Below are 18,290 nucleotides of genomic sequence, written 5' to 3'. Positions count from 1 at the left end.
CGGATTATACGCACTTTACTGAGGCTGGGCAGGCGGCCCGGCGGTAGGCAGGGACGGCACCATTGACCATAATGGCCGATTCGAATTCCCTGCCCCCGGAAGGATTTCCCGTGAGCCAAGCCCTCATCACTGCGTTGCAGAACCCTGCCCTGTACCCCCACCCCGTGGATGGGTTCCACCTCATCGAGACGCATATCTCCTGGGTATTGCTCACGGGTGAGTATGCCTACAAGATCAAGAAGCCGATGAACTTCGGCTTCCTCGACTTCACCCACCTGGATCAGCGCCAGCACTTCTGCAACGAAGAACTGCGCCTGAATCAGCGCCTGACCGACGGTCTGTACCTGGAGGTGCTGCCAATCACCGGCACCGCCGACGCCCCGCAGATCGGTGGAGAGGGCCAGGCCATCGAATTCGCCTTGAAAATGCGCCAGTTCCCACAGGGACAGATGCTGTCAACTCTCCAGGCCAACGGTGAGCTGACCGCTGCCCATGTCGACCAGATGGCCCGCCAGATCGCCGAGTTCCACATGCAGGCGCCTCGCGTGCCGGTGGAGCACCCGCTGGGTACGCCAGAAAGCGTGATGGCACCGGTGGAGCAGAACTTCGAACAGATCCGTCCGTTTCTGAGCGACAAGGCCGACCTGCAACAGCTCGACGCCCTGCAAGCTTGGGCGCGCAGCAGTTTCGATCGCTTGCATGGGCTGCTCGAACGCCGCAAGGCCGAAGGTTTCATTCGCGAATGCCACGGCGACATTCACCTGGGCAACGCGACCCTGATCGATGGCCAGGTGGTGATCTTCGATTGCATCGAATTCAATGAGCCCTTCCGCCTGACCGACGTCTATGCCGATACCGGCTTCCTGGCCATGGACCTCGAGGACCGCGGGCTCAAGTGCCTGGCCCGGCGTTTCATCAGCCAGTACCTGGAACTGACCGGCGACTATGAAGGGCTGGAGTTGCTCAACTTCTACAAGGCCTACCGCGCCCTGGTGCGTGCCAAGGTCGCGCTGTTCAGCATGCCTGCCGACGCCGATGGCGTACAGAAGGCCACGACCCTGCGTACCTACCGCAACTACGCCAATCTCGCAGAAAGCTACAGCGCCATTCCTTCACGCCTGCTGGCCATTACCCATGGGGTTTCGGCAGTCGGCAAGAGCCATGTCGCCATGCGTCTGGTCGAAGCGCTGGGCGCCGTGCGCGTGCGCTCGGATGTGGAACGCAAACGTCTGTTCGGCGAACAGGCGCAAGACACGACAGGCCAGTTGAGCGCAGGCATCTACGACCAAGAGGCCAGTGCAGCCACTTACCAGCGCCTTCACCAGATTGCAGGTACCGTGCTGCGGGCAGGCTTGCCGGTGGTACTCGACGCCACCTACCTCAAGCATGCACAGCGCCAAGCCGCCGCCGACGTCGCGAGCCAAACAGGCGTCCCCTTCCTGATCCTCGATTGTCATGCCCCGGATGCCGTGATCAGCAGCTGGCTGCAGCAACGCCAGGCGCAGAACCAGGATCCGTCGGATGCCACCCTGGAGGTCGTTCAGGCCCAACAGGCAAGCCGTGAGCCGTTGGCTGCCGAGGAAGTCGCCTTGAGCACGCCGGTAGACACCCAGGCGAGCAGCAGCATGGACCATGTCATCGAGCAAATCCGTCAGCGCCTGCCAGGGCTCTGATACCTGAAGCGGCAAGACGCCGTTTCAAGCGACGCGCCTCCGACCTGCGGCCTTGTCAAAAGGCCGCGCACGTGTAGGGCCCCGCTACACTTGCTCCAGCGCCATGCGCTCTTTCCTCAACCATCGCAAGGAGGCGTGATGACCGAGGATCTGCAATGCCTGAAAAACCTTGGCAAGACGTCAGTCCAGTGGCTTAAGGCCGCCGGCGTGCAAACCCCGTCGGATCTGCGCCGCCTTGGCGCAGTCCAGGCCTACTTGACGGTGAAGGCTCGCGGTTTTCGCGCTACCAAGGTACTGCTGTTCGCCATCGAAGGCGCCCTGCTGGATGTTGCCTGGAGAGCGCTGCCGCACCCGCGCAAGACGGCACTGCTCGAGCTGCTGGAAGCCGCCACTCGGCGCGAGGCAAAAATAAAGTGTAATAAGCTATTGACCCATGAATGAGAATCGTTATGATTATCACAACTGGTCGCGAGACTGGTTGGATAACCTCAGAGCCCTTGGTTCGGACTCTCAGATTATCTCCTCATCAGGCTAATCACGGTTATTGACCCGGCACTTTGCCGGGTCTTTTTTTGCCTGGCTGTTCAGGTCGAGTACCCGACCGACGTCATGAACACGCCTGCTTCTCTTTCAGCGGGCGATGACCAACGGATGCCCACGCTCAGGGTGCGCCTGCACGATGACATCGATTCCGAAGACAGCCTTGAGCGCCTCTGGGGTGAGCACACCGGCAGGGCTGGCCAAGGCGTAACTGCGCCCCTGTTCCAGCAACAGGATCTGGTCGCAGAACCGCGCTGCCAGGTTAAGGTCATGCAGAATGAGCAAAACGGCAGCGCCACGATCTGCGAAACGACGCACCGCCTCCAGGGTCGTGTGCTGGTGCAGCGGGTCGAGCATGGAGGTGGGCTCGTCGAGCAACAACGTCACGCCCTCTTCGCCCGGCCACAACTGCGCCATCACCCGTGCCAGATGCACCCGCTGGCGCTCGCCACCCGACAGCGCCAGGTAACTGCGCTGTGCAAGGTGGGCTGCATCTGCTGCCTGCAATGCCGCCTCCACAATCTGTGCGTCACGCAGGCGCCCTGTGGCATGCGGCATGCGCCCCATCCCCACAACGTCCTGCACCTGGAACGCAAAACCGAGGCTGGCCACCTGTGGCAACACCGCCAATCGCTGCGCGCGCTCGGGGCCGGCCCAGCCCGACAGCGGTCGCCCTTGCAGTGTCACTCGCCCCTGCGCAGGCACGAGTTCGCCACTGAGCGCTCCCAACAGACTGCTTTTGCCCGCACCATTCGGGCCCAATACACCGACGATCTGCCCAGGCGGTAGCTGCAGATCGATACCCCGCAGAACGTCCTGTTGACCACGGCGCAGGTAGAGGCCTTCGGTTTGCAGCATCACGCGCGCCCTCGGATCAGCAGGTACAAGAAAAACGGCGCGCCAATGAAAGCGGTGACGATACCAATGGGAAGCTCGGCAGGGGCCAGCAGCAGCCGCGCCACCAGATCGGCCATCAGCATCAAAGCGCCACCTGCCAACAACGAGGCAGGTAATACCACCCGGTGGTCAGGGCCGGCCAGCATTCGCACCAAATGCGGCACCACCAGGCCGATGAAACCGATCAAGCCGGCTGCGGCCACCGCCGCCCCGACACCCAATGCCGTGCAGAACACCAACTCGCGCTTCAGGCGCTCGACGTCGATACCCAGATGGCGGGCTTCGGACTCCCCCAGCATCAGCACGTTGAGCGCCCTCGCCCGGCGAGGTAGCCAGAGCGAAACGCCCGTCGCGACCAGCAGCAGAGGCCAGATCCGCGCGTAACTTGCGCCATTGAGGCTGCCCAGGTTCCAGAACGTCAAGGTGCGCAGGGTGGCGTCATCTGCCAGGTAGCTGAAGAGCCCCACGGTCGCGCCGCCCAGTGCGGTCATGGCCACCCCGACCAGCAGCATGGTGGCCACATTGGTCTGCCCGTCGCGCCTGCCTAGCCGGTATACCAGCGCGGTCACACCCAGTCCGCCCAGAAACGCACACAGCGACAACAGATACGGTGACAAACCCTCGGGTATGTTACCCAGCCATTGACTCCCAACGATCGCAACTGCGGCGCCAACCGCCGCACCGGCCGCCACGCCTACCAGCCCAGGGTCTGCCAGCGGGTTGCGAAACAACCCCTGCATGGCCACCCCCGACAAGGCCAGCACTGCGCCCACAGCCAGCCCCAGTAGCGTTCGCGGGAGGCGGATCTGGCCAATGATCATCTGCGCCTGCTGCAAACCCTCTGCTGCAAGCGGTACACCCAAAAGCCGCAAGCTGGCCTGCAGGGTATCGGTCAGCGGCAGACTCACGGGCCCCAGCGACAAGGAAAGCAGGATGGCGAGCACGCATGCACAGCCCAGCCAGATGAACAACGTGCGCGGTCGAACCCGTGGCCTCATGGCGCGAAGCGGATAGTGGCCGACGGATAGAACGCAGCGGCCAGCACCCTAAGCGTGGCTGGCAAGCGCGGCCCCAGCCCACCGACCAGCAAGGTCGGGTCAAGCTGAACCAGGCGCTGATCGTGCACTGCACGCGAGGCGGCCAGTGCAGGGTTTTCCTTCAACAGCGCCTGCAAGGCTGCTTGATCGGTGAGCACGCGGTCCGAGAACACGATGACGTCCGGGTCCAGCGCCGCGAGCGCCTCGCTGGAAAAGTCCTTGTAGCCCTGATGGGTTGCAAGGTTACGCCCCCCGGCCTGCTGCAAGACCCAATCCCCTGCCGTGCCGGTACCTGCCAACAGCGGCTTGGCACCGGCATGCCCCACGAGCAACACCACGCCGGGCGCGGGCTGCTCGGCTTGTGCCTGGCGTACCTTGTCGTGCAGTTCATCGAGCTGATGGCGAAAGTCTTCAGTCGCACGTGCGGCCTGCGCCTGGGCCCCAAGCAGCTCGCCCAGGCGCTTGAGGGTCTGCCCGAGGGCATCGATATCGGGCTGGCTGGAGAACACCTCGACGGGCACGCCGGCCCTGGTGATCTGTGCCAACACCGGCGGTGGGCCCATTTCATCCGTACCTATCAACCTGTCAGGGCGCAGGCTCAGAATGCCTTCGGCGGACAACTGGCGCTGATAACCAATACTGGGCAGTGCTTTCAAGGAGGCTGGATGTTGGCTGGTGGTATCGACGCCGACCAACCGCCGCTCAGCGCCCAACGCGACCACCCACTCGCTCAAGGCACCGCCAGCACTGACCCAACGGCTTGACTGTTCGGCTGCCAGGGCCTTGGTGCACAGCAGTGGGCAGGCGGCAAGAACAAGCACGGCGGCAAGGCGACGCATCATTGGATTTCCTTTATTGGATTGGCCCCCACACCTTGTAGCAGCCGGCAGAACTGCGCACCATGCAACGCCAGGCGCAGCGAATGACAGCCATTTGATAATTGTTCGCATTGACGCGTCAAGTCGACCACCGTTCCAAGAGTCAGGCCTGCCATGCACTTTCTTTGCCCCTCCCACAGCTTGCCCGAAGGCCAGAGCCGCCCGTTCGATGTAGACGGCGTTCTCCTGCTGGGCGTTCGCCGCCAAGGCAGCGTCTACCTCTACCGCAACCGCTGCCCGCACCGTGGCATTGCATTGAACGGGCCGCAGGAACGTTTTCTGGACGACAGCAACAGCCTTATTCACTGTAGCCACCACGGCGCACTCTTTTTGATCGAGACGGGCGAATGTGTGTCCGGGCCTTGCGAAGGCGAGTCGTTGCAGGCCCTGGACTGCCTCGAAGACAGTCAGGGCATCTGGCTCAAGGCGTGAGGATCACCGGCAGGCGCCGGTCAATGACGATGCCCTCGGCATCCAGCCGGGTCCCATAGGCCAGCACTTCGACCCCCTCGGCCGCCGCCACCTTCAGCGCTTGGGCATAGGCCATGTCGATCTCATCGGCCGGTCGTACGGCCTCGATTCCCGTCAGGTTCACGCAATACAGCTGAACCGCGCGTATGCCTTGACGCGCCAGCTTGGCCAGCTCGCGCAGGTGCTTGGCACCGCGCTGGGTGACGGCGTCCGGAAACGCCGCCGTGGTGCTGTCGGCGTAACCCAGGGTTACGCTTTTCACTTCCACGTAAGCCGGTGCACCGTCGAATTCCAGACGAAAATCGATGCGACTGCCTTCTTCACCGTAGGCCACCTCCCGCTTGAGTGCAGTGAAACCTGCCATTTCGGTGATGATCCCCGCCCGCAGCGCCTCCTCCACCAATGCGTTGGCGCGGCCGGTGTTGACGCACGCCAGCCTACCTTGCGGGGTTTCGCTGATTTCCCAGGTGCCTGGCAGTTTGCGTTTCGGGTCACTTGAGCGACTGAACCACACCAGGCCACCCTCGCGCATGCAATTGAGCATGGAGCCGGTGTTGGGGCAATGGATGGTCAGCTGCTCGCCAGTGGCCAGTTCGATGTCGGCCAGAAAGCGCTTGTACCGGCGCAGCAGCCGACCTTGTTCAAGGGCAGGAGAAAAGCGCATCAGCCCTGCCAGCTCTGCAGGCCACGGGCAATCCGCTGGACCGCTTGCTCCAGGCGCGGCAGGCTTTGGGTGTAGGCGAAGCGCACATGATGGCCGGCCAGGTGGCGACCAAAGTCCAGCCCAGGGGTAAACGCCACGTGCTCGGTTTCCAGGAAATGTCGGCAGAAGCCGAAGGCATCACCCCCGAATGCGCTGATATCGGCGTACAGATAAAACGCGCCCTGGGGCTCCACGGCGATTTTGAAACCCAGGCTGCGCAGGGCTGGCAGCAGGTAATCACGGCGTTTGGCAAATTCTGCCCGGCGCGCCTCGAAGATCCCGAGCGCCTCCGGCTGGAAGCAGGCCAGCGCGGCGTGCTGGGCCATGCTGGGTGCGCTGATGTAGAGGTTTTGCGCCAATTTCTCAAGGTCAGCCACCGCATCTTCGGGTGCCACCAACCAACCCAGGCGCCAACCGGTCATGCCGAAATATTTGGAAAAGCTATTTAGCACAAACGCCGAATCGTCCACCTCGAGCACGCTGGGCGCGTCCATGCCATAGGTCAGGCCGTGGTAGATCTCGTCCACGACCAGGTGACCGGCGCGGGCGCGCGTGGCTTGGGCAAGGCTGGCCAACGCCTCGCGCCCCAGCACCGTCCCCGTCGGGTTGGCAGGTGATGCCACCAAGGCGCCGACCGTATCGGCATTCCAGTGTTTATGCACCAGCTCTGCATCGAGCTGATAGTTCACCTCAGGCCCTACGGGCACCAACTGCGCCCCGCCCTCGACCAGGCGCAAGAAGTGGCGATTGCACGGGTAGCCCGGGTCGGCCAGCAACCAATGCTTGCCGGGATCGACCAGCAGGCTGCTGGCCAGCAGCAGCGCCCCGGAACCACCTGGCGTGATCAGGATGCGCTCCGGATCGACGTCAAGGCCGTAGCGCTGACCATAGAAACCGGCGATTGCCTGGCGCAGTGCCGGCAGACCACGGGCGGCCGTGTACCGGGTGTGGCCTTCGGCAAGCGCGGCTTGCCCAGCGGCAACGATGGGCGCCGCCGTGGTGAAGTCCGGCTCGCCGATCTCGAGGTGGATCACGTCATGCCCGGCTGCCTGCAGCTCATTGGCACGCGCCAGCAGCGCCATGACATGGAAGGGTTCGATGGCGCGACTGCGCGCACTGTAGGGTTGGGCCATGTCCTTCTCTCAATCGGGTCTAAACTTGGGATTCTACCCTTGCGCGCAATCGAACGTACGGTTCGCGCCGGTGTCAGTAAGCAGGATCGGGCGGGCTAGCGCACCCCCGATCTATCTGGTAAGTTCGGCGGCTCGCAGTCGCAGGGCCGGCGGTCGCCGGAGATGGAGCATCCTGCGCATAGGATCAGATGAGTGAGAGGCGGTCTATTCATGTCCACCGTAGAAAAGCAAAAAACCGGTCAAACCATGTACGGTGTCGAGCCCTATCAAGAGACCAAGGGCGAAGAATACATGGGTGAGCCCATGAAGAAGCACTTCACCAAGCTTCTCAATGCCTGGAAAGGCGAGCTCATGCAGAGCGTGGACCGCACCGTGGACCACATGAAGGACGAAGCGGCGAACTTCCCCGACCCGGCCGACCGTGCCAGCCAGGAAGAAGAATTCGCCCTCGAGCTGCGCAACCGCGACCGCGAGCGCAAGCTGATCAAGAAAATCGACAAGACCCTGCAAAAGATTCAGGACGAAGAATACGGCTGGTGCGATTCCTGCGGGATCGAGATTGGCTTGCGCCGTCTGGAGGCCCGTCCTACCGCCGACCTGTGCTTTGACTGCAAGGAAATTGCCGAGAAGAAAGAAAAGACCGTCGGCAAAGGCTGATCGTCTTCTTCTCCAAACGGGGCGCATCATGCGCCCCGCTTCATTTATATGCCCTGCCCGATCATGACCCAGTCCCGTTACATCGGCCGCTTTGCCCCCACCCCCAGCGGTTTCCTGCATTTTGGCTCCCTGGTAGCCGCCCTGGCGTCCTGGCTGGACGCCCGAGCCGTGGGCGGGCGTTGGCTGCTGCGCATGGAGGACACCGACCCGCCACGGGAAATGCCCGGCGCGCGCGATGCCATCCTGCAAACCCTGGAGCGCTACGGCCTGGAATGGGATGGCGAAGTGGCTTTCCAGAGCCTGCGCTTTGATGTTTATGCCAGCGTGGTCGACCGCCTGTTCAACATGGGCCTGGCATACGCCTGCACCTGTTCGCGCAAGCAGCTGGAAGCGTACGGCGGCATCTACCCCGGCTTTTGTCGCAACGCCGGGCACGCCCGCGAAGGTGCGGCGATTCGTATCCGGGTACCGGAGCTGACCTACCGCTTCACCGACCGGGTTCAAGGTGAGTACGAGCAGCACCTGGGCCGCGACGTCGGCGACTTCGTCATTCAGCGCCGCGACGGGCTCTATGCCTATCAGTTGGCGGTGGTGCTCGATGACGCCTGGCAAGGCATCACCGACATCGTGCGCGGCGCCGACTTGCTCGACAACACTCCCCGTCAACTGTACCTGCAGGAGTTGCTCGGCTTCACGCAGCCGCGCTACCTGCATGTCCCGCTGATCGTCCAGCCTGACGGCCACAAGCTGGGCAAGTCGTACCGCGCCCCGCCCTTGCAGGCCGACCAGGCCACCCCGCTGCTGCTGCGCGCGCTCAGGGCACTGGGCCAGGACACGCCCGCGCAGCTCGCAAGTGCCACCCCGGCCGAAGTGCTGGCCCTGGCACGTGCGCAGTGGCGGCCCGAACGCATTGCCCAGCGCACCACGGTCCCTGAGGCCGACTTGCGCTAGGCCGGGTTTCGATAACCCGCCAACCTGAATCAAAAGGCCATGAAATTCAAACCCTTGGCCAACGCTGCCGATTCCCGCTAGCATCCGCCACGCCATATGCGCCAATAATAGATCCACACCCGCAGCGCCCAACCGTCGAGGCCCGCATGTACATCTATCGTTTGGTCCTGCTTCTGGTCGTGGGGATCTACCTGTTCTCCCCGGCCATCATGGACTGGTGGATCGAGCCCACCGGAGCCTGGTACCGCCCGTACCTGCTCTGGCTCATCCTGATCGTCGTCACTTTCATCCTGCAGAGCCAACGAGATGCCGATGAGCTTTAGCCTGACCCAGATGATCCTGATCAGTGCCGGCTACCTGCTGGTGCTGTTCGGCGTGGCCTGGGTCAGCGAACGCGGCTTGATACCGCGCTCGATCATCCGCCACCCCCTTACCTACACCTTGTCGCTGGGGGTTTATGCCAGCGCCTGGGCGTTCTACGGATCGGTCGGGCTGGCCTACCAGTACGGCTACGGCTTTCTGGCCTGTTACCTGGGGGTATCAGGGGCGTTCCTGCTGGCACCGGTGTTGCTGTATCCGATCCTGAAGATCACCCGGACCTACCAGCTATCGTCCCTGGCCGATCTGCTGGCTTTTCGCTTTCGCAGCACCTGGGCCGGGGCTCTGACCACGGTGATCATGCTGATCGGGGTGTTGCCGCTGCTTGCCCTGCAGATCCAGGCCGTGGCCGACTCCATCAGCATCCTCACCGGGGAGCCGGTCAAGGCCCGGGTAGCGTTCGCCTTCTGTGCCCTCATCATCCTGTTCACCATCTTCTTCGGTTCAAGGCACATCGCTACCCGTGAGAAGCACGAGGGGCTGGTCTTCGCCATCGCCTTCGAGTCGGTGATCAAGCTCATCTCCCTGGGCGGCATCGGCCTTTATGCCCTGTATGGTGTCTTTGGCGGGCCCCACGGCCTGGAGGTCTGGCTGCTGCAGAACCAGACGGCGCTCGCGGCCCTGCACACGCCCTTGCAGGAAGGCCCGTGGCGCACCTTGCTGCTGGTGTTCTTCGCCTCGGCGATCGTCATGCCGCACATGTACCACATGGCGTTCACCGAAAACCTCAACCCGCGTTCGCTGGTCAGCGCCAGCTGGGGGCTGCCGCTGTTCCTGCTGCTGATGAGCCTGGCCGTGCCCCTGGTGCTGTGGGCCGGCTTGCGCCTGGGCGCCAGTACCAACCCGGAATACTTCACCTTGGGGTTGGGCATCGCGGCCAACAACCAAGCCTTGGCCCTGCTGGCCTATGTCGGCGGGCTTTCGGCAGCCAGCGGGTTGATCATCGTGACCACCCTCGCCCTCTCGGGCATGGCGCTCAATCACCTGGTCCTGCCGCTGTACCAGCCGCCTGCCGAGGGCAACATCTACCGCTGGCTGAAGTGGACACGCCGGGCCTTGATCGTGGCCATCATCACCGCCGGCTTCATGTTCTACCTCACCCAGAGCAACCACCAGAGCCTGGCCAACCTGGGCATCGTCGCGTTCGTGGCCACCTTGCAGTTCCTGCCAGGGGTCCTGTCGGTGCTGTACTGGCCCACGGCGAATAGGCGGGGGTTCATTGCCGGCTTAGTGGCGGGCACCCTGGTGTGGATGGGCACCATGCTGCTGCCGCTGCTGGGTAACCTGCAGGGTTTCTACATCCCCTTGCTGGACATGATCTACGTGCTCGACGACACCAGCTGGCACATGGCAGCCATTGCATCGCTGGCCGCCAACGTGCTGCTGTTCACCTTGATCTCCCTGTTCACCAATGCCAGCAACGAAGAGGTGGCCGCCGCCGAAGCCTGCGCCGTCGACAACGTCCGCCGTCCCCAGCGCCGCGAACTGCACGCCGCCTCGCCACAGGAGTTCGCCACCCAGCTGGCCAAGCCACTGGGCGCCAAGGCCGCGCAGAAAGAAGTGGAGCAAGCCCTGCGCGACCTGTATCTGCCCTTCGACGAGCGGCGCCCCTACGCCCTGCGTCGGTTGCGCGACCGCATCGAGGCCAACCTGTCCGGCCTGATGGGCCCAAGCGTGGCCCAGGACATGGTGGAGACCTTCCTGCCCTACAAGTCGGGCAATGAAAACTATGTGACCGAAGACATCCACTTCATCGAAAGCCGGTTGGAAGACTATCACTCGCGCCTGACCGGCCTGGCTGCCGAACTCGACGCGTTGCGCCGCTATCACCGCCAGACGCTTCAGGAGCTGCCGATGGGGGTATGTTCCCTGGCCAAGGACCAGGAAATCCTCATGTGGAACAAGGCCATGGAAGAGCTGACCGGCATTGCGGCCAAGCACGTGGTCGGTTCGCGCCTGATCACCATTGCCGAACCCTGGCGGGGCCTGCTGCAAGGCTTCATCAATGTGCCGGATGAGCACTTGCACAAGCAGCGCCTGGCCCTGGACGGCCAGCCGCGCTGGCTGAACCTGCACAAGGCCGCCATCGACGAACCGCTGGCCCCAGGCAACAGTGGCCTGGTGCTGCTGGTGGAAGACCTGACCGACACCCAGGCCCTGGAGGACAAGCTGGTGCACTCCGAACGCCTGGCCAGCATCGGCCGCCTGGCGGCGGGTGTGGCCCACGAGATCGGCAACCCGATCACCGGCATCGCCTGCCTTGCGCAGAACCTTCGCGAGGAGCGCGAAGGGGATGGGGAAATCATCGAGCTGTCCAGCCAGATCCTCGAACAGACCAAGCGGGTGTCGCGCATCGTGCAGTCGCTGATGAGCTTCGCCCATGCAGGCGGCAGTCATCAGAACAGCGAAGAACCCGTGTGCCTGGCCGAAGTGGCCCAGGACGCCATTGGCCTGCTGGCCTTGAATCGGCGCAACTTCGACGTGCAGTTCTTCAACCTGTGCGACCCCGACCACTGGGCAGAGGGCGACCCGCAGCGCCTGGCCCAGGTGCTGATCAACCTGCTGTCCAATGCGCGGGACGCTTCCCCACCCGGCAGCGCGATCCGCGTGCGCACCGTGGGCTGCGAGCACACGGTCGACCTGATCGTGGAGGATGAGGGCAGCGGCATTCCGAAGAACATCATGGATCGCTTGTTCGAACCCTTCTTCACCACCAAGGACCCTGGCGAGGGAACCGGGCTGGGCCTTGCGCTGGTCTATTCCATCGTGGAAGAGCATTATGGACAAATCACCATCGACAGCCCGGCCGATATCGAACGGCAACGTGGCACACGGATCCGCGTGACCCTGCCCCGGCATGTCGTAGCGACGTCCCCTGAAAATCGAGACCGTCGAGAGAATTGAATCAATGCCGCATATTCTGATCGTCGAAGACGAAACCATCATCCGCTCGGCCCTGCGACGCCTGCTCGAACGGAACCAGTACCAGGTCAGCGAAGCCGGCTCGGTGCAGGAAGCACAGGAACGCTTCAGCATTGCGACCTTCGACCTGATCGTCAGCGACCTGCGCCTGCCGGGTGCCCCTGGCACCGAGTTGATCAAGCTCGGCGAGGGCAGGCCTGTGCTGATCATGACCAGCTACGCCAGCCTGCGCTCGGCCGTGGACTCGATGAAAATGGGCGCGGTCGACTACATCGCCAAGCCGTTCGATCATGATGAGATGCTCCAGGCGGTTGCGCGCATCCTGCGTGATCGGCCGAGCGCGCCTCCCGCAGCCCCTGAGCCACGCCCGGTTTCCGGCAAGTCTGCCCCGGCGGACAAAGCCAGCGCACCGGCGACCAACGGAGATATCGGCATCATCGGTTCCTGCGCCCCCATGCAGGACATGTTCAACAAGATCCGCAAGGTCGCCCCTACCGATTCCAATGTGCTGATCCAGGGTGAATCAGGCACCGGCAAGGAACTGGTCGCCCGCGCGCTGCACAACTTGTCTCGGCGGGCCAAGGCACCGATGATTTCGGTCAACTGCGCGGCGATTCCCGAAACGCTCATCGAGTCCGAGCTGTTCGGTCACGAAAAGGGCGCCTTTACCGGCGCCAGCGCAGGCCGGGCCGGGCTGGTGGAGGCTGCTGACGGCGGCACCTTGTTCCTTGACGAGATCGGCGAACTGCCACTCGAAGCTCAGGCGCGCCTGTTGCGCGTGCTTCAGGAAGGGGAAATTCGCCGGGTGGGTTCGGTGCAGTCGCAAAAGGTCGACGTGCGCCTGATCGCGGCCACTCACCGAGACCTGAAAAACCTGGCCAAGGCCGGTCAGTTCCGTGAAGACTTGTATTACCGCTTGCACGTGATCGCGCTCAAGCTACCTGCCCTGCGCGAGCGTGGCAGCGATGTGAACGAAATTGCCAGTGCCTTCCTGGCCCGCCAGTGCGCGCGGATCGGGCGCGACGATCTGCACTTCTCTTCCGAGGCAGAGCAGGCCATTCGTCACTACAGCTGGCCCGGCAACGTGCGAGAACTGGAAAACGCCGTGGAGCGCGCGGTGATCCTGAGCGAGAGCCCGGAAATTTCGGCGGAGCTATTGGGCATCGACATCGAGCTCAGCGAGCTGGACGAGGACGAGCTGCTCGACAGTACGCTGACCGTGGCCGGTGCCGCCACGGCCAGTCATGAGCCGACCGAAGACCTGTCGCTGGAGGACTACTTCCAGCATTTCGTGTTGGAGCATCAGGACCACATGACCGAGACCGAGCTGGCACGCAAGCTGGGCGTCAGCCGTAAATGCCTTTGGGAGCGCAGGCAGCGCCTGGGCATTCCACGCCGTAAAACCAACGCCACCAGCGAGAACTGATTCAACCGGGCAGGCGTCATCTCCTGCCCGTCTTCGGTCACCCTGCAAAGCCCTTCCTCGTAATAGGGCTCAAACCCATTCCCCGCACCCTCCCCCTCTGCAAAAATCTGTTACCTGCCTGCTGGCACGTAACAGTTACCGAGGCAAACGGTAACGAAAAACACGTTGCGCCCCTGGGATGCAACCCTGCAGAAATGACCAAACCCCCGGATTTGCTGGGCCAGCCAAAGTTGGCACGCCTTCTGCTATATGCTTAGTACAAAAACAATAACAAGCACTGCAACCCACAATAAGAACAAGACGAAACGACTCACGCACAATAAGAACAAGACGGCGGAGGCGCAGCTAACTGATTCTTTTGGAGAGGATGCATGTTTGGGGCTTGCCCCACACCCAGGCAGAGAACAACAAAAACTGCACTAAAAAGCAGCACCTGAACTGGATGGATCGACGATCAACGTGACATCAGCGGCCAAAGCAATCCGTTTGCTCTTTACCCCTGGCTTGGGGGTCGTCCACAAGCTTCGCGCTTAGTGGCAGGGCGCTCAACAAAAACAAGAAGCCCGCAAAAAAAACAATAAGAGCACACGCAACGACTTCTTGGGGAGCTTAGGCTCCCCTTGTCGTTTCTGCCTTTGGGCAGGCATTCTGCGACCGCCTACACCATCCCGCGAGTAAATGCTAGAATCCCCGCCCATCATGCGGCCATTCTCATATTCTTGGCCGAACATTCCTTCAAACAGTGCATCCCATGCTGAAGAAGCTGTTCCAGTCGTTCCGCCCGCCCGTACCGGGCCAGCACCACCGGCGTACCACGCCCGAGGTGATCAACAAAAGCCAGCATTCGCTGCAGCGCCACCAGTTCAGCCGCCATGCGGTAAACATCGTGGAGCGCCTGCAGAGCGCCGGTTACCAGGCTTATCTGGTCGGTGGTTGTGTCCGCGACCTGATGCTGGGCATCACGCCGAAAGACTTCGACGTGGCCACCAGCGCCACCCCCGAACAGGTACGCGCCGAGTTCCGTAACGCGCGGATCATCGGCCGCCGCTTCAAGTTGGTTCACGTGCATTTCGGCCGTGAAATCATTGAAGTCGCCACCTTCCGTGCCCCTCACTCCGAGGACGATCAGGGCGACAGCCACCGCTCGTCCCATAATGCCAGCGGGCGAATCTTGCGCGACAACGTATATGGCACCTTGGAAGAAGACGCGCAGCGCCGCGACTTCACCATCAACGCGCTGTATTACGATCCGGTCAGCGAGCGCATCCTCGATTACGCCAACGGCGTGCACGATGTGCGCAATCGCCTGTTGCGCCTGATCGGCGATCCTACCCATCGCTACCAGGAAGACCCAGTACGCATGCTGCGTGCGGTGCGTTTCGCAGCCAAGCTCGACTTCGGTATCGAAAAGCACACCGTACAGCCGATTCGCGAACTGGCGCCGTTGCTGCGCGAAATACCGCCGGCGCGGCTGTTCGAAGAGAGCCTGAAGCTGTTCCTTTCGGGCCAGGGCGCCATGGTGTTCGAAATGCTGGTCGACCTGCAGCTGTTCGAGCCCCTGTTCCCCGCCAGTGCCCAGGCGCTGGAAGACCGCCCCACTTATACCCACACGCTGATCAGCCAGGCGCTGAGCAACACGGACCTGCGCGTCAAGCAAGGCAAGCCGGTAACGCCTGCCTTCATGTTCGCAGCCCTGTTGTGGCCTGCCCTGCCAGCACGCGTTCTGCACCTGCAGAATCAAGGGGTGCCACCGATTCCGGCCATGAACGGCGCAGCCCATGACCTGATCGCCGAGCAATGCGCGCGCATCGCCATCCCCAAGCGCTTCACGCTGCCGATCCGCGAAATCTGGGACATGCAGGAACGCCTGCCGCGCCGCAGCGGTAAACGCGCCGACATGCTGCTGGACAATCCGCGCTTCCGTGCCGGTTACGATTTCCTGCTGCTGCGCGAAAGCGCTGGCGAAGAAACCGATGACCTTGGCCAGTGGTGGACCGAGTATCAGGAAGCCAATGACAGCGAGCGCCGCGACATGATTCGCGACTTGGGCAGCCGTGATGAAGGCGGTGCGTCCCGCAAACGCAAGCGCAGCAACAGCAAGCGCAAGCGCGGTGGTGAAGAGGCCTTCGAGTGAGCATCCGCGTGTACGTCGGCTTGGGCAGCAATCTGGATGCCCCGGCCGAGCAGTTGCGCAGCGCCCTGGACGCCCTCGATCAGGTCCAGGCAACGCGACTGGTGGCTGCTTCGGCGCTGTATACCAGCGATTCGCTACTGCCGGGTCAGCCCCGCTACACCAATGCGGTCGCCGCGCTCGACAGCGCCTTGGCGCCACTTGACCTGCTCGATGCCTTGCAGGCCATCGAAAACGACCAGGGCCGGGTGCGCAAGGAACGCTGGGGGCCGCGCACCCTCGACCTGGACATCCTGCTGTACGGCGACCAGGTGCTGGACCTGCCGCGCCTGCAGGTACCGCACTACCACATGCATGCCAGGCCCTTCGTGCTTTATCCGCTGGCCGAACTGGTACCTGCAGACTTCCGGCTTGCCGATGGCCGCCAACTGTCCCAACTGCTCGCCGCCTGCCCTTGCATTGGCCTCGAACGCCTGTAACCGGCCGTTCGTTAGGGCAGTAACGCCAGTAACACCCTGATCGTAACAATGCGGTAACAGGGTGATTGACTTCCCTCATTCCGCTCACGACTATAGGCGACCTGCGTGGCACCCCCGTGTTGCGCACCCCTATCGAGGCCCGGACGGACCTGTGCCAGAACATCACGCGCGATGATGTGCCGCTGCGGAAGATGACTACTCAGGTTGCATGCAGTCGTTTCCCCTGGCGCCAGAATGAGGAACTCTCTACATGCCTGAAGTAACCCTTTCCACCCTCAATGGCCTGAAGGCCAAGGGTGAAAAAATCGCCATGCTGACCTGCTATGACGCGACGTTCGCCAAGGCAGCCAGCCAGGCTGGCGTCGACGTCCTGCTGGTGGGCGACTCCTTGGGCATGGTCTTGCAAGGCCATGACAGCACCTTGCCGGTCACCACGGCAGACATGGCCTACCACACCGCCTCGGTCAAGCGCGGCAATCACGGCGCATTGATTCTCGCCGACTTGCCTTTCATGGCCCACGCCACGCCCGAATCGGCCTTTGCCAACAGCGCGGCGCTGATGCAGGCCGGCGCCCACATGGTCAAAATCGAAGGTGCAGCCTGGCTGGCCGAGACCATTCGGCTGCTGGCCGAGCGCGGCGTGCCTGTGTGCGCCCACCTGGGCCTGACACCTCAGACCGTAAACGTGCTCGGCGGCTATAAAGTACAAGGCCGCCTTGAGGCACAAGCCCGGCAGATGCAGGCCGATGCCATCGCCCTTGAAGCCGCGGGCGCCGCGATGCTGTTGCTCGAGTGCGTGCCGAGCGATCTGGCCGCAGCGATCACCCAGGCCGTGCGCATCCCGGTCATCGGCATTGGTGCCGGCAACGCCACCGATGGTCAGGTACTGGTGCTGCACGACATGCTCGGCCTGTCTCTCAGCGGTCGGGTGCCCAAGTTCGTGAAGAACTTCATGGACGGCCAACCTGACATCGCCAGCGCCCTTGCCGCTTATGTCCAGGCCGTCAAGCAGGTCACCTTCCCCGCCAGTGAACACGGGTTCAGCGCATGAATACAGTCAAGACCGTGCGGGAGCTGCGCGCCGCCGTAGCCCGCGCCCGCAACGAAGGCAAGCGCATCGGCTTCGTGCCGACAATGGGCAACCTGCACAGCGGCCATGCGGCCCTGGTGGTCAAGGCCGCGCAATGCACCGACTTCGTCGTTGCCAGCATCTTCGTCAACCCGCTACAGTTCGGGGCCAATGAAGACCTGGACAAATACCCTCGCACGTTGGCAGCCGACCAGCAGCTGTTGGTCGAATCGGGCTGCAACCTGCTGTTTGCCCCTGGCGTGGATGAAATGTATCCGGACGGGATGAGCGTGCAGACGCGGGTCAGCGTGCCCACCCTGTCGCAAGGGCTGTGCGGCGCCAGTCGGCCAGGGCACTTCGAAGGCGTGGCCACCGTGGTCAGCAAATTGTTCAACATGGTGCAGCCTGACCTCGCGGTCTTTGGCGAAAAGGACTATCAGCAGCTGGCAGTCATCCGCGCCATGGTGCGCGACCTGAACATGCCGATCCAGGTGATGGGCCTGCCTACGGTGCGCGCCGCAGACGGTTTGGCACTGTCATCGCGCAATGGCTACCTCACCCCAGAGCAGCGGGCAACAGCGCCAGTGCTGTATCGGGTACTCCAGACACTGGCAGCTGCCATCGCCCATGGCCAAAAGGACTTCGCCACGCTGGTGGCCGACGGCCAGGCCCAGTTGAGCACAGCCGGTCTGCGCACCGATTACCTGGAAGTACGGCATGCCCTGACCCTGCGCCCGGCCGTGGTCGATGACCGAGACCTGGTGGTCATCGCGGCGGCTTACCTGGGCAACACCCGCCTGATCGACAACCTGTACGTGCAAGTGCAGGACACGACTGCCTGAACGGCCTGGGGTGCCCAGGCACCTCATCTACTTGAACGCCCCCCATTCCCAGCGCCGGACCTTTGCCTATAATGATGCCAGCCTGAACCCGGCAATGACTGCC

17 protein-coding genes are annotated in these 18,290 nt (G+C 62.9%); 12 read left to right on the top strand and 5 right to left on the bottom strand.

The genetic code is table 11. From position 1 onward, the window contains the following. Positions 1–110: 110 nt before the first annotated feature. Both MOP87_RS02755 and MOP87_RS02750 read left to right on the top strand, forming a co-directional pair. Entirely contained in the window at positions 111–1,673 is a 1,563-nt protein-coding gene (locus tag MOP87_RS02755; protein ID WP_104925836.1) for a bifunctional aminoglycoside phosphotransferase/ATP-binding protein, read from the top strand. Between the two features lie 138 nt (positions 1,674–1,811). Then, positions 1,812–2,114: a TfoX/Sxy family protein gene (locus MOP87_RS02750; RefSeq protein ID WP_027915389.1), complete on the top strand. Its 303-nt coding sequence runs from the start codon at positions 1,812–1,814 to the stop codon at positions 2,112–2,114. A 189-nt stretch (positions 2,115–2,303) separates the two neighbouring features. On the opposite strand, the gene MOP87_RS02745 is transcribed toward MOP87_RS02750, so the two are convergent. The 3 genes from MOP87_RS02745 to MOP87_RS02735 are packed head-to-tail and all read right to left on the bottom strand — an operon-like array spanning position 2,304 to position 4,989. Then, complete coding sequence (locus MOP87_RS02745) at positions 2,304–3,071, bottom strand: heme ABC transporter ATP-binding protein (protein WP_104925835.1); 768 nt, start codon at positions 3,069–3,071, stop codon at positions 2,304–2,306. Further along, a complete protein-coding gene (locus MOP87_RS02740) occupies positions 3,071–4,054 on the bottom strand; it encodes an iron ABC transporter permease (RefSeq protein WP_242810526.1) in 984 nt (327 codons plus the stop codon). Before MOP87_RS02740 ends, MOP87_RS02745 begins: the two co-directional genes overlap by 1 nt. Positions 4,055–4,104: 50 nt before the next feature. Beyond that, positions 4,105–4,989, bottom strand: a complete 885-nt coding sequence (locus MOP87_RS02735) for an ABC transporter substrate-binding protein (protein ID WP_049696575.1) — start codon at positions 4,987–4,989, stop codon at positions 4,105–4,107. Positions 4,990–5,139: 150 nt separating this feature from the next. Between MOP87_RS02735 and MOP87_RS02730 the strand changes: the two genes are divergently transcribed. Further along, entirely contained in the window at positions 5,140–5,457 is a 318-nt protein-coding gene (locus MOP87_RS02730; RefSeq protein ID WP_049696576.1) for a Rieske 2Fe-2S domain-containing protein, read from the top strand. On the opposite strand, the gene sfsA is transcribed toward MOP87_RS02730, so the two are convergent. Further along, positions 5,447–6,160 carry a DNA/RNA nuclease SfsA gene (gene sfsA / locus MOP87_RS02725; RefSeq protein ID WP_088523496.1) on the bottom strand — a complete coding sequence of 238 codons (714 nt, stop codon included), beginning with the start codon at positions 6,158–6,160 and terminating at the stop codon, positions 5,447–5,449. The genes MOP87_RS02730 and sfsA overlap by 11 nt on opposite strands. Continuing rightward, positions 6,160–7,332: a pyridoxal phosphate-dependent aminotransferase gene (locus MOP87_RS02720; RefSeq protein WP_049696577.1), complete on the bottom strand. Its 1,173-nt coding sequence runs from the start codon at positions 7,330–7,332 to the stop codon at positions 6,160–6,162. The genes sfsA and MOP87_RS02720 overlap by 1 nt, the downstream gene beginning before the upstream one ends. A 210-nt stretch (positions 7,333–7,542) precedes the next feature. Here MOP87_RS02720 and dksA point away from each other — a divergent pair, with 210 nt between their 5' ends. The 9 genes from dksA to panC all read left to right on the top strand — a co-directional run bounded on the left by dksA (position 7,543) and on the right by panC (position 18,187). Then, the gene (dksA, locus tag MOP87_RS02715) at positions 7,543–7,989 is read left to right on the top strand and encodes an RNA polymerase-binding protein DksA (protein ID WP_023533176.1); all 447 of its coding nucleotides are present in this window, start codon (positions 7,543–7,545) and stop codon (positions 7,987–7,989) included. Positions 7,990–8,052: 63 nt separating this feature from the next. Further along, complete coding sequence (gene gluQRS, locus MOP87_RS02710) at positions 8,053–8,940, top strand: tRNA glutamyl-Q(34) synthetase GluQRS (protein ID WP_242810099.1); 888 nt, start codon at positions 8,053–8,055, stop codon at positions 8,938–8,940. A gap of 146 nt (positions 8,941–9,086) precedes the next feature. Then, positions 9,087–9,263: a hypothetical protein gene (locus MOP87_RS02705; protein WP_003250005.1), complete on the top strand. Its 177-nt coding sequence runs from the start codon at positions 9,087–9,089 to the stop codon at positions 9,261–9,263. Further along, positions 9,247–12,222 (top strand): sensor histidine kinase, encoded by a 2,976-nt coding sequence (locus MOP87_RS02700; RefSeq protein ID WP_027915397.1) that lies wholly within the window; start codon positions 9,247–9,249, stop codon positions 12,220–12,222. Before MOP87_RS02705 ends, MOP87_RS02700 begins: the two co-directional genes overlap by 17 nt. Positions 12,223–12,226: 4 nt before the next feature. Beyond that, on the top strand, positions 12,227–13,666 hold the full coding sequence (locus MOP87_RS02695; RefSeq protein ID WP_027915398.1) for a sigma-54 dependent transcriptional regulator: 1,440 nt from the start codon (positions 12,227–12,229) through the stop codon (positions 13,664–13,666). A gap of 751 nt (positions 13,667–14,417) precedes the next feature. Then, the gene (locus MOP87_RS02690; protein WP_027915399.1) at positions 14,418–15,800 is read left to right on the top strand and encodes a polynucleotide adenylyltransferase PcnB; all 1,383 of its coding nucleotides are present in this window, start codon (positions 14,418–14,420) and stop codon (positions 15,798–15,800) included. Further along, positions 15,797–16,276 (top strand): 2-amino-4-hydroxy-6-hydroxymethyldihydropteridine diphosphokinase, encoded by a 480-nt coding sequence (folK, locus tag MOP87_RS02685; RefSeq protein WP_027915400.1) that lies wholly within the window; start codon positions 15,797–15,799, stop codon positions 16,274–16,276. Before MOP87_RS02690 ends, folK begins: the two co-directional genes overlap by 4 nt. Before the next feature lie 250 nt (positions 16,277–16,526). Next, entirely contained in the window at positions 16,527–17,327 is an 801-nt protein-coding gene (gene panB, locus MOP87_RS02680; protein ID WP_027915401.1) for a 3-methyl-2-oxobutanoate hydroxymethyltransferase, read from the top strand. Next, positions 17,324–18,187 (top strand): pantoate--beta-alanine ligase, encoded by an 864-nt coding sequence (gene panC / locus MOP87_RS02675; protein ID WP_027915402.1) that lies wholly within the window; start codon positions 17,324–17,326, stop codon positions 18,185–18,187. The genes panB and panC overlap by 4 nt, the downstream gene beginning before the upstream one ends. Positions 18,188–18,290 lie beyond the last annotated feature (103 nt).

Origin of the sequence: Pseudomonas sp. I3-I5 (genome assembly GCF_022699445.1) — a bacterium.
Lineage (GTDB): Bacteria > Pseudomonadota > Gammaproteobacteria > Pseudomonadales > Pseudomonadaceae > Aquipseudomonas > Aquipseudomonas fulva.
The sequence above is the reverse complement of the archived record's forward strand: the minus strand, read 5'-3'. Positions and strand labels throughout refer to the sequence as shown.

Coding starts and splice junctions, on each gene's coding strand:
- MOP87_RS02690 (WP_027915399.1), top strand. CDS start 14,418: ATGCTGAAGAAGCTGTTCCAGTCGTTCCGCCCGCCCGTACCGGGCCAG.
- MOP87_RS02730 (WP_049696576.1), top strand. CDS start 5,140: ATGCACTTTCTTTGCCCCTCCCACAGCTTGCCCGAAGGCCAGAGCCGC.
- MOP87_RS02720 (WP_049696577.1), bottom strand. CDS start 7,332: ATGGCCCAACCCTACAGTGCGCGCAGTCGCGCCATCGAACCCTTCCAT.
- gluQRS (WP_242810099.1), top strand. CDS start 8,053: ATGACCCAGTCCCGTTACATCGGCCGCTTTGCCCCCACCCCCAGCGGT.
- MOP87_RS02745 (WP_104925835.1), bottom strand. CDS start 3,071: ATGCTGCAAACCGAAGGCCTCTACCTGCGCCGTGGTCAACAGGACGTT.
- dksA (WP_023533176.1), top strand. CDS start 7,543: ATGTCCACCGTAGAAAAGCAAAAAACCGGTCAAACCATGTACGGTGTC.
- MOP87_RS02695 (WP_027915398.1), top strand. CDS start 12,227: ATGCCGCATATTCTGATCGTCGAAGACGAAACCATCATCCGCTCGGCC.
- panB (WP_027915401.1), top strand. CDS start 16,527: ATGCCTGAAGTAACCCTTTCCACCCTCAATGGCCTGAAGGCCAAGGGT.
- sfsA (WP_088523496.1), bottom strand. CDS start 6,160: ATGCGCTTTTCTCCTGCCCTTGAACAAGGTCGGCTGCTGCGCCGGTAC.
- panC (WP_027915402.1), top strand. CDS start 17,324: ATGAATACAGTCAAGACCGTGCGGGAGCTGCGCGCCGCCGTAGCCCGC.
- MOP87_RS02700 (WP_027915397.1), top strand. CDS start 9,247: ATGCCGATGAGCTTTAGCCTGACCCAGATGATCCTGATCAGTGCCGGC.
- MOP87_RS02705 (WP_003250005.1), top strand. CDS start 9,087: ATGTACATCTATCGTTTGGTCCTGCTTCTGGTCGTGGGGATCTACCTG.
- MOP87_RS02750 (WP_027915389.1), top strand. CDS start 1,812: ATGACCGAGGATCTGCAATGCCTGAAAAACCTTGGCAAGACGTCAGTC.
- MOP87_RS02735 (WP_049696575.1), bottom strand. CDS start 4,989: ATGATGCGTCGCCTTGCCGCCGTGCTTGTTCTTGCCGCCTGCCCACTG.